The 9,861-nt window shown below is 67.9% G+C and carries 10 protein-coding genes; 7 read left to right on the top strand and 3 right to left on the bottom strand.

The features are described 5' to 3' along the window. Window positions 1-403 (top strand): bactofilin family protein (locus AC1DOM_RS13670; RefSeq protein WP_498964194.1); only part of this gene is annotated, 403 nt, incomplete at its 5' end. 2 nt (window positions 404-405) lie between these two features. Beyond that, a complete protein-coding gene (locus tag AC1DOM_RS13665) occupies window positions 406-768 on the top strand; it encodes a hypothetical protein (RefSeq protein ID WP_498964192.1) in 363 nt (120 codons plus the stop codon). 1 nt (window position 769) lies between these two features. Here the strand turns inward: AC1DOM_RS13665 and AC1DOM_RS13660 are convergent, their stop codons facing one another. Genes AC1DOM_RS13660 through AC1DOM_RS13650 form a run of 3 tightly spaced genes read right to left on the bottom strand, consistent with a single transcriptional unit; the run spans window position 770 to window position 3,104 of the window. Further along, window positions 770-1,009 carry a DUF6587 family protein gene (locus AC1DOM_RS13660; RefSeq protein WP_498964190.1) on the bottom strand — a complete coding sequence of 80 codons (240 nt, stop codon included), beginning with the start codon at window positions 1,007-1,009 and terminating at the stop codon, window positions 770-772. Continuing rightward, a complete protein-coding gene (gene feoB / locus AC1DOM_RS13655) occupies window positions 1,009-2,859 on the bottom strand; it encodes a ferrous iron transport protein B (RefSeq protein ID WP_498964188.1) in 1,851 nt (616 codons plus the stop codon). Before feoB ends, AC1DOM_RS13660 begins: the two co-directional genes overlap by 1 nt. Next, window positions 2,856-3,104 carry a FeoA family protein gene (locus tag AC1DOM_RS13650; RefSeq protein WP_498964186.1) on the bottom strand — a complete coding sequence of 83 codons (249 nt, stop codon included), beginning with the start codon at window positions 3,102-3,104 and terminating at the stop codon, window positions 2,856-2,858. Before AC1DOM_RS13650 ends, feoB begins: the two co-directional genes overlap by 4 nt. A gap of 107 nt (window positions 3,105-3,211) precedes the next feature. Here AC1DOM_RS13650 and AC1DOM_RS13645 point away from each other — a divergent pair, with 107 nt between their 5' ends. The 5 genes from AC1DOM_RS13645 to AC1DOM_RS13625 are packed head-to-tail and all read left to right on the top strand — an operon-like array spanning window position 3,212 to window position 9,860. Then, complete coding sequence (locus AC1DOM_RS13645; RefSeq protein ID WP_498964184.1) at window positions 3,212-4,000, top strand: enoyl-CoA hydratase-related protein; 789 nt, start codon at window positions 3,212-3,214, stop codon at window positions 3,998-4,000. Then, a complete protein-coding gene (locus tag AC1DOM_RS13640; RefSeq protein ID WP_498964182.1) occupies window positions 4,000-6,009 on the top strand; it encodes an acetyl/propionyl/methylcrotonyl-CoA carboxylase subunit alpha in 2,010 nt (669 codons plus the stop codon). The genes AC1DOM_RS13645 and AC1DOM_RS13640 overlap by 1 nt, the downstream gene beginning before the upstream one ends. Next, the gene (locus AC1DOM_RS13635) at window positions 6,009-6,902 is read left to right on the top strand and encodes a hydroxymethylglutaryl-CoA lyase (RefSeq protein WP_498964180.1); all 894 of its coding nucleotides are present in this window, start codon (window positions 6,009-6,011) and stop codon (window positions 6,900-6,902) included. Before AC1DOM_RS13640 ends, AC1DOM_RS13635 begins: the two co-directional genes overlap by 1 nt. Continuing rightward, on the top strand, window positions 6,899-9,382 hold the full coding sequence (locus AC1DOM_RS13630; protein ID WP_498964178.1) for a sensor domain-containing protein: 2,484 nt from the start codon (window positions 6,899-6,901) through the stop codon (window positions 9,380-9,382). Before AC1DOM_RS13635 ends, AC1DOM_RS13630 begins: the two co-directional genes overlap by 4 nt. Next, entirely contained in the window at window positions 9,375-9,860 is a 486-nt protein-coding gene (locus tag AC1DOM_RS13625) for a GNAT family N-acetyltransferase (protein WP_498964176.1), read from the top strand. Before AC1DOM_RS13630 ends, AC1DOM_RS13625 begins: the two co-directional genes overlap by 8 nt. Window position 9,861 lies beyond the last annotated feature (1 nt).

Genomic DNA, 9,861 nt, shown 5'->3' with positions numbered 1-9,861 from the left:
CGCCGCGCCTGCGCCGACGCCGACGCCCGCAGCGCCCCGCCCGGCCGCCGCGCGCCAGGTCGGTGAATCGGTGATCGCCGCCGACATCACCATCGAAGGCAAGATCCACGGCACCGGCCACGTGCGCATCGCCGGCCAGTTCAAGGGCGACGTCAACGTCGAAGGCGACCTGACCATCGAGAAGGGCGCCAAGCTCACCGGTGGCGTCAAGGCGCAGAAGATCATCATCGCGGGCGAACTCGACGGCAACGTCGAAATGGCGCAGCGCGTGGAGCTGCTGGAAACCGGCGTGCTCAACGGCGATCTCAAGGCCCAGTCCTTCACCGTCGCCGCCGGCTCGCGCATGCGCGGTTCGGTCGAGTTCGGTTGGGACGACAAGGGCCGCAAGGGCGACGAAGCCTGAGCATGAATCCCGCGCGCCCCGGAACGGCAGGTGCAACGCGCACCTGCCCGCACTGCAAGGCGACGATCCTCGAAAGCGCCAGCGTGTGCCCCGCCTGCCGGGGCCACCTGCGTTACGACGAGGCCGCGCTCGCGCGGGCGAAGACGGCGATCCAGCCCCTGCAGGTCGAAGGCACGATCTCGCCGCCCGACGGCGACACGGTGTTCGAATATTCGATGGTGCTTTCGATCCGCAACGATCGTGGCGAAGAAGTCACGCGCCAGGTCGTGGGTGTCGGCGCGTTGCAGCCCGATGAGAAGCGCACGTTTTCGGTGGTCGTCGAGATGATCGAAGCCACTGGCGCGAAGGCCAAGCGCCGCCACTGATTCAGTGCGACGAGCACCCATCGCAGCCGTCGCCGCAGGCGGCGGCGTTGCGAACCCTTGGTGCGATCCAGGCGCCGACTTTCCGCACCCACTGCGGCCGCGCCTCGCGCACCAACGGCACCGCGCACGCGATGCGCAACTTGCGCACGCCCGCGGGCCAGCGCGAATTCAAGACGTACACGCCGCTCGCGGCGACCGCGATGCCGACGGCGACATACTGGATGGCGATTCCGGCATGCATCACCCGGCTCCCATCGCAACCGCGACCTGGTAAGTCACCAGCGACGCGAGATAAGCCAGCGCGAACAGATACCCCGCGCTGATCGCCATCTGCTTCCACGAGCCGGTCTCGCGCTTGATCGTCGCCAGCGTGGACAGGCATTGCGGCGCGTAGATGTACCAGACGAGCAACGAAAGCGCGGTGGCCAGCGACCAGCCGCTCGCGATGATCGGCGACAGCGCCGCCGACGCCGCGGCGTCATCCGCCGCCTGCAGCGCGTAGACCGTCGCCAGCGACGAGACCGCGACTTCGCGCGCCGCCAGGCCCGGGATCAGCGCGATGCAGATCTGCCAGTTGAAGCCGATCGGCGCGAACAGGGTTTGCATCGCGCGGCCGATGTGCCCGGCGAAACTGTTGGTGACATCCGTGCCGCCATGCGGGAAATACAGGAGCACCCACAGCAGCACCGTCATCGCCAGGATGATGCCGCCCACGCGCTTGAGGAAGATCGCCGCGCGCTCCCACAGGCCGAGCGCGAGATCGCGCGGATGCGGCATGCGATACGACGGCAGCTCCAGCATCAGCGGATGCTCGCTCTTGTCGCGGCGCCATTTCTTCATGACCCACGCCACCGCGAGCGCGCTGAGGATGCCGGCGACATACAGCCCGAACAGAACGAGCCCCTGTTGGTTGAACCAACCGATCTTCCGCGCGGGAATGAACGCGCCGATCAGCAACGCATACACCGGCAACCGCGCCGAACACGTCATCAGCGGCGCGACGATGATCGTCGCGAGGCGATCGCGCGGATCCTGGATCGAACGCGTCGCCATGATCCCGGGGATCGCGCACGCGAACGACGACAGCAGCGGAATGAACGAACGCCCCGACAAACCCGCCTTCGCCATCGTGCGATCCAGCAGGAACGCCGCGCGCGGCAGATAACCGGATTCCTCAAGCGCCAGGATGAAGAGGAACAGGATCAGGATCTGCGGCAGGAACACGATCACGCCGCCGACGCCGGAGATGATGCCGTCGGCGATCAGGCTGTTGAGCGGGCCTGCAGGCAAGGTCGTGCGTGCGAATTCGGCGAGCCACGAGGTGCCGGCATCGATGCCATCCATCAGGGGCGTGGCCCACGCGTACACGGCCTGGAAGATCAGGAACATCACCACGCCCAGCGCGACGAGCCCCAGGACCGGATGCAACAACCAACGATCCAGCGCGTCGTCGATCTCCGCGGTGCGGCGCGGCATCGTCACGGCGAGCGAAAGCAGGCGACGGGTTTCCGAATGCAGCGCGTCGGGCTCGACATCGGTCGGCGAAGACGCGGGCGCCTGCATGTCGGTCGACATCGAATCGAGCATCGCCACCAGCGCGCGCGCACCATCGCGTCGCACGGCGATCGTGGGAACGACCGGGACGCCGAGTTCGCTTTCGAGTTTCGCCAGGTCCACTTCGATGCCGCGGCGCTTGGCCGCATCCATCATGTTGACCGCGAGCACCATCGGCTTGCCGAGCGCGCGCACTTCCAGCGCGAAGCGCAGGTGCAGGCGCAGGTTGGTCGCGTCGACGACGCAGACGATGACGTCGGGCGCCGGTTCGCCCGGATAGAAGCCGCGGCACAAATCGCGCGTGATCGCTTCGTCCAGGCTCGCCGCGTGCAGGCTGTAGGCGCCGGGAAGATCCAGCAGCGCGTACGAGCGGCCCGACGGCGCGTGGAAGCGGCCTTCCTTGCGTTCGACGGTGACGCCGGCGTAGTTGGCGACCTTTTGACGGCTGCCGGTCAGCAGGTTGAACAGCGCCGTCTTCCCGCAATTGGGATTGCCGACGAGTGCGACGCGCAGCGGAATTGCGAGCGCTGCGCTCATGCGACGACCTCGTCGCTACGCACGACGATGCGCTGCGCTTCTGCGCGTCGCAATGCGAAACGGGTGAAACCGACCTGCACCAGCAGCGGTTCGGCTCCCAGCGGCCCGGCCGCCACCACTTCGACCAGCTCGCCCGCGACAAAGCCGAGTTCGCGCAGTCGGCGCGCGATGGCGTCGTTGGGCACGTGGTCTTCGACGCGTTCGACGGCGGCGGCGATGCGGCGCGGCAGGTCGGTCAGCCTCACGGGGCGGTACTCACTTGGCAGGTGCCGGGCGAATAGGAATTGTTCTCAAGAATACCACTGCGGCCGGCCGGCTTATCATTCGGGTCCTTTCCCTGACGGACGGCCCGATGCGCGACAGCCTGCAGTTGCTCCGCGAGGGCGCCCTCGCCCGCCTGCGCCTGGCCCGGCCGCAGCTGCACAACGCCTTCGATGCCGCGCTGATCGCCGATCTGACGGCCGCGCTGGAAGAGATCGGGGCCGACCCCGGCGTCCGCGTCCTGGTCCTGGAAGGCGACGGCGCCTCGTTCTCCGCCGGCGCCGACCTGAACTGGATGCGCGAGATGGGTGCGGCCAGCGAGGCCGACAACCGCGCCGACTCGCTGAAGCTGGCGCGCCTGATGCGCACCCTCGACCAACTCCCGAAGCCCACCATCGCCCGCGTCCACGGCGCGGCCTTCGGCGGCGGCGTGGGCCTGGTCGCCTGCTGCGACATCGCCATCGCCACGGCCAACGCCACCTTCGGCCTCACCGAAGCCCGCCTGGGCCTGCTGCCCGCGGTGATCTCGCCCTACGTGATCGCCGCGATCGGCCCGCGCCAGGCGCGGCGCTGGTTCGCCACCGCCGAGCGGTTCGACGCGAACGAAGCGCATCGCATCGGCCTGGTGCATCAGGTCGTCGCGGACGAGCCCGCGCTCGACGCCGCCGTGCGACAACAGGTCACTCTACTGATGCAGGCCGGCCCCGTCGCCGCCGCGACCGCGAAGGCCCTCGTGCGCCGCATCGCGGACACACACGACGCCAACACCCTGGATGCGGAGAATGCGGCGCTCATCGCCGGCCTCCGCGTTTCGCCCGAAGGCCAGGAAGGTCTGTCGGCCTTCCTCGGCAAGCGCAAACCCGCCTGGACGGAAACCTGATGTTCGATACGGTCCTCATCGCCAACCGCGGCGAAATCGCCTGCCGCGTGATCCGCACCTGCCGTCGTCTCGGCATCCGCACCGTCGCGGTCTTCTCCGAGGCCGACGCCGATGCGCAGCACGTGCGCCTGGCCGACGCGGCGTATCCGATCGGCGGCCCGCGTCCGCAGGACAGCTACCTGCGCGGCGATGCGATCCTCGAAGTCGCGAAGCAATCCGGCGCGCAGGCGATCCACCCGGGCTACGGCTTCCTGAGCGAGAACGCCGACTTCGCCGATGCGGTCGAAGCCGCGGGCCTGGTCTTCATCGGCCCGCACGCGGCCTCGATGCGCAAGATGGGCAGCAAGGCCGGCGCCAAGGAATTGATGCAGGCCGCCGGCGTGCCGGTCGTCCCCGGTTACACGGGCGAAGACCAATCGCCCGACGTGCTCGCGCGCGAAGCGGCGCGCATCGGTTTCCCGCTCATGATCAAGGCCGCGCACGGCGGCGGCGGCAAGGGCATGCGCATCGTGCGCGTGCTCGATGAATTCATGGCGGCGCTCGAATCCTGCCAGCGCGAAGCGAAGAACGCCTTCGGCCGCGATCGCGTGCTGCTCGAACGCTACGTCACGCGCCCGCGCCACATCGAGATCCAGGTGTTCGCCGACACGCACGGCAACACGCTGCATCTGAACGAACGCGAGTGCTCGGCGCAGCGTCGTTACCAGAAGGTGCTCGAAGAATCCCCGTCGGTCGTCCTGACGCCCGAGCTGCGCAAGCAGATGGGCGATGCCGCCGTCGCCGCGGCGCGCGCGATCGATTACGTCAACGCCGGCACCTGCGAATTCATCGTCGAATCCGGCGAAGACGGCGTGCCGACCGGCTTCTACTTCATGGAGATCAACACGCGCCTGCAGGTGGAACATCCGGTCACCGAGATGGTGACGGGATTGGACCTCGTGGAATGGCAGTTGCGCGTGGCCGCCGGCGAACCATTGCCGCTTGCACAGGACCAGATCGCGCAGAACGGCCACGCCATCGAAGTGCGCCTGTACGCCGAAGATCCGGAAGCCGGCTTCCTGCCGGGTTCGGGCAAGCTCGAACGCCTGCGCCTGCCGCAGGCGAGCGAGCACGTGCGCGTCGACTCGGGCGTCGTCGCCGGCGACACCGTGACGATCTTCTACGACCCGATGATCGCCAAGCTGATCGTGCACGACGCCGACCGCGCGTCCGCCCTCGCCCGCCTGCGCGATGCGCTCGCCGAGTGCGAGATCGGCGGGCCGAAGTCGAACATCGAGTTCCTCGAACGCCTCGTGCGCCATCCGGCGATCGTCGGCGGAACGATCGATACCGCGTATCTGGATCGCCATCTCGATGAATTCATGCCGCCCACGCAGGTCGACCGCGACCTGCTGCTGGCCGCCGCGACCGCGCAATTGCTCGCGCAGGAACGCGCCGCGCGGCAGGCCGCCGCGGCCTCCAGCGACCCGACCTCGCCCTGGGCGATCGCCGATGGCTGGCGCCTCGGGCATGCGAGCAAGCGCGACCTCGCCTTCCTGCATCGCGGCGATCGCCTGCTGCTCGCCGCGCACGGCAGCGGCGGCGAATACCGGATCGAACACGACGGGAAGACCCACCTCGTCGCCGGCGCCCGCCTCGAGGGCGATGCGCTGAGCGCCCGCATCGACGGACAGGGCCGCCGCTTCACCATCGACCTCGACGCCCAGCGCACCGTGGCCCACGACGGCCAGCGCCGCCTGCGCCTGGAGCCGGTCGAGGTGTATCGTCGGGATGCGGGTGCGGCCGCCGATGGCGGCAACCGTGTCCTCGCGCCCATGCCGGGTCGCGTTGTCGTCGTGAAGGCGCGCGCCGGCGATGACGTGCGCGCAGGCGAAGAGGTCCTCGTGATCGAAGCGATGAAGATGGAATTGAGCCTCAAGGCGCCGCGCGACGGGCGCATTTCAGAAGTGCGCGCGGCCGCCGGCGATTTCGTCGACGCCGACGCCGTGCTCGTGACGCTGGAAAGCTGATGACAGACCACGTCCGCATCGTCGAAGTCGGCCCGCGCGACGGGCTGCAGAACGAAAAGACGCTCGTGCCCACGCCGGCGAAGATCGAACTGATCGATCGCCTGACGGCCACCGGCCTGTCGACGATCGAAGCCACGAGCTTCGTCAGCCCCAAGTGGGTGCCGCAGCTCGCCGACGCCGCCGAGGTCTTCGCCGGCATCACGCGCAAGCATGGCGTGCGTTACCCGGTACTGGTGCCGAACGAACAGGGTTACGACCGCGCGCGCGCCGTCGGCGCCGATGAAGTCGCGGTGTTCACCGCCGCATCGGAAGCCTTCAACCAGAAGAACATCAACGCGACGATCGACGAATCGATCGAACGCTTCCGCCCGGTGCTCGAACGCGCGAACCACGAAGGCGTGCGCGTGCGTGGCTACGTGTCCACCGTGCTCGGTTGCCCCTATCAAGGCGAAGTGCCGGTCGCCGATGTCGTGCGCGTCGCCAAGCGCATGCACGCACTCGGCTGTTACGAGATCTCGCTGGGCGACACGATCGGTGTCGGCACGCCTGCAAAAGCGCGCGCGATGCTGCACGCGGTTGCACAGGAAGTCCCGATGCGCGCGCTCGCCGTGCATTTCCACGACACCTACGGCCAAGCGCTGCCCAACCTGCTCGCGTGCCTGGAAGAAGGCGTGCGCGTGGCCGATGCGTCGGTTTCCGGAACGGGCGGCTGCCCGTACGCGAAGGGCGCGAGCGGCAACGTCGCGACTGAAGACGTCGTGTACATGCTGCACGGCATGGGCATGCAGACGGGCATCGACCTGGACAAACTCGTCGACACCGGCCGCTGGCTCGCCGACTTGCTGGGCCGCGCGACCAGCAGCAAGGTCACCCAGGCGCGGGCAGCGGCGTGAAAGACGACGCGCTCCGCCGGAAACTCGCGGATGCGCAGGCTGCGCTGCAAGCCGCCAACGCGGCGCTCGAGGTGGAACGCAATCGTTTCCGCGCGCTCTTCGACGCGGTGCCCGACCCCGTCAGCATCCTGGATTGGGAAGGCACCGTGCTCGACCTCAACAAGGCGGGCATCGCGGCCTACAACCGTCCGCGCGGCGACATCGTCGGCAAGAACATCGACATCCTCAATCCCGATCTGCCGCGCGACCATCTCGCGCCGGTGTGGGAAGTACTCAATCGCGGCGGCACTTACGTCGTCGAAGTCACCAACATGCGCGCCGATGGCACGCGCTTCCCCGTCGAAGTGCATTCGGCCGGTTTCGACGATCTCGGCGAGACGCGCATCGTCGCCGTCGCGCGCGACCTCAGCAAACGCCACGAAGCGGAAGTCCGCTATCGCGAGCTGATGGAAGTGATCGACAAGGGCATCCTCGTGCGCAAGGCCGACGGCCGCGTCGCCTACGCCAATCCGGCGGCGATGCGCATCCTGCGGATTCCGAAAGGCGCGAGCCTCGTGGAAGAGCTCGCGCTCGACCATTGGCGCATCTTCGACGAACACGGCAAGGAACTGGACAACCAGGAGCTGCCCTCCTTCCGCGCGCTGCGCACCGGCACGATTTCGCCCAGCACGGTGCTGGGGTTCCTCAACCTCGCCACGCGCCGGCTGACCTGGCTGTCGATCACCTCCGTGCCACAGTTCGCACCGGGGCAGGATCATCCGCAGCAGGTGTTGTCGCTGTTCTCCGACGTCACCGGGTTCAAGCGCGACATCACGCTGTTCGATCGCGTGCAGGACCTGGCGCACGTCGGCGGTTGGGAGTGGGACGCCAACAACGAACACGTGTATCTCACCGGCGAAGCGCAGCGCATGCTCGGTTTGGCGCGCGCGTCGGCGAGCATGGGCGAGTTGCAGGCCTGCCTGCGCGAATCCGAACGCAAGCGCTTCCACGACGCGCTCACGCGCGCGGTCGAACACGGCGAAGGTTTCGAGATGGACCTGCAGGGCATCAGCGCCGACGGGCACACGCTGTGGATCCGCATCATCGGCGAAGCCGAGGCCGGAGACCCGACGGGCACGCGCCTGACCGGCACCTTCCAGGACATCACCGAATCCAAGCAGGCCGAAGAAACCCTGCGCGTGCAGGCGCGCACGGACCCGCTGACGATGTTGCTCAATCGCGACGCGGTCCTCGAAGAACTGCAGACACGACTGACAGACCCGTCGCATTCGGACGTCGCCGTGCTCTACATCGACCTGGATCGGTTCAAGGTCGTCAACGATGTGCTGGGCCACGCCGCGGGCGATCAGGTGATCGCGAGCGCCGCGCGCCGCATCCAGCGCGCGGTCGCGACCGAAGGTTTGATCGCGCGCTTCGGCGGCGACGAATTCCTCGTCGTGTGCCAGACCGGCGACGATCCCGAACGCCCGCAACGCCTGGCCGCGGAGATCCTCGAAGCCTTCGGCGATGCCTTCCGCATGGCCGGCGAGGAATTCACCATCACCGCGAGCATCGGCATCGCGCGCGCGCCCGAGCACGGCGATCGCCCGCAACTGCTGATCCAGAACGCCGACGTGGCGATGTACGACAGCAAGCGCCGCGCGCGCAACGGCTGGCAGGATTTCAGCCAGGCGCTGGCCGACCAGCAACTGCAGCGCCTGCAGATGGAAACGCACCTGCGGCGCGCGGTCGACAATCGCGAATTCAAGTTGGTCTATCAACCGCAGGTCGAACTGTCCACGGGCCGCATCGTCGGCGCAGAGGCGCTGATCCGCTGGCGCAACGACACGCTCGGCGAAATGCGGCCGGATCATTTCATCGGGCACGCGGAGAACACCGGCGACATCGTGCGCATCGGCGGTTGGGTGTTGCGCGAGGCCTGCCAACAGATGCGGCGCTGGCGCGATGCAGGCTTGTCGATCGAACGCGTGGCGGTGAATGTCTCCTACCGCCAGTTCCTCGCCGAAGACCTCGCCGAAACCGTCGCCGAAGCGCTGGCGAGCGCAGGCCTGCCGGGCGATGCGCTCGAACTGGAATTCACCGAACGCGTGTTGATCGAAGATGCGCCCGATACGCTGACGACCTTCGCGGGGCTGCGCATGCTCGGCGTGTTGTTGAGCATCGACGATTTCGGCGAAGGCTACAGCGCACTCAACTATCTGCGCCGCCTGCCGATCCACGGGTTGAAACTCAGCCAGCAATTCCTGTCGGGCGTGCCGCACAACACCTCCGACGTCGCGATCTGCCAGGCGGTCGCCGGCATCGCGCAAAGCCTGGGCCTGGGCCTTGTCGCCGAGGGCGTGGAGAGCGACGCGCAGCGCCAATTCCTCATCCGCCTTGGCGTGAAGATCGGCCAGGGCTTCCTCTTCGCACCGGGCCTGACCCCGGACGAACTCGCCCTGCGCATCGCGCACCACGCACCCACGAGAGCCCATGCCTGAAGTGTCCGTTCGTCCCATCCAAGCGCGCGACGATGCGCGCATGGCGGAAATCATCCGCACCGTGATGCCGGAATTCGGCGCGAGCGGCGCGGGGTTCGCGATCAACGATCCGGAAGTCGACTGGATGAGCCGCAGTTATGCGCAGCCGCGCAGCGCGTATTGGGTCGTCGAACGCGACGGCGTCGTGGAGGGTGGTGGCGGCGTCGCACCGCTCGAGGGCGGCGATCCCGACACGTGCGAGCTGCGCAAGATGTATTTCCTCTCCTCGTTGCGCGGCCTGGGCGCCGGTGCCGAAGTGATGCGTCTGTCGCTCGATGCGGCGCGCGCATTCGGTTTCAAGCGCTGCTATCTGGAAACCCTCGGCGGCATGGACGCGGCGATGCGCCTGTACGAACGCACCGGCTTCAGGCGCATCGACAAACCGATGGGCGACACCGGCCACGGCGGCTGCAACACGTTCTACTTATTGGAGCTCTGAC

It is taken from the genome of Lysobacter sp. P5_B12 (genome assembly GCF_056400425.1).
Note: the sequence above shows the minus strand (reverse complement) of the source record. Positions and strands in the feature narration are given on the sequence as shown.

Excerpts from the sequence above, each read along its gene's own strand:
- feoB (WP_498964188.1), bottom strand. The coding sequence starts at position 2,859 with ATGAGCGCAGCGCTCGCAATTCCGCTGCGCGTCGCACTCGTCGGCAAT.
- AC1DOM_RS13645 (WP_498964184.1), top strand. The coding sequence starts at position 3,212 with ATGCGCGACAGCCTGCAGTTGCTCCGCGAGGGCGCCCTCGCCCGCCTG.
- AC1DOM_RS13635 (WP_498964180.1), top strand. The coding sequence starts at position 6,009 with ATGACAGACCACGTCCGCATCGTCGAAGTCGGCCCGCGCGACGGGCTG.
- AC1DOM_RS13665 (WP_498964192.1), top strand. The coding sequence starts at position 406 with ATGAATCCCGCGCGCCCCGGAACGGCAGGTGCAACGCGCACCTGCCCG.
- AC1DOM_RS13660 (WP_498964190.1), bottom strand. The coding sequence starts at position 1,009 with ATGCATGCCGGAATCGCCATCCAGTATGTCGCCGTCGGCATCGCGGTC.
- AC1DOM_RS13640 (WP_498964182.1), top strand. The coding sequence starts at position 4,000 with ATGTTCGATACGGTCCTCATCGCCAACCGCGGCGAAATCGCCTGCCGC.
- AC1DOM_RS13625 (WP_498964176.1), top strand. The coding sequence starts at position 9,375 with ATGCCTGAAGTGTCCGTTCGTCCCATCCAAGCGCGCGACGATGCGCGC.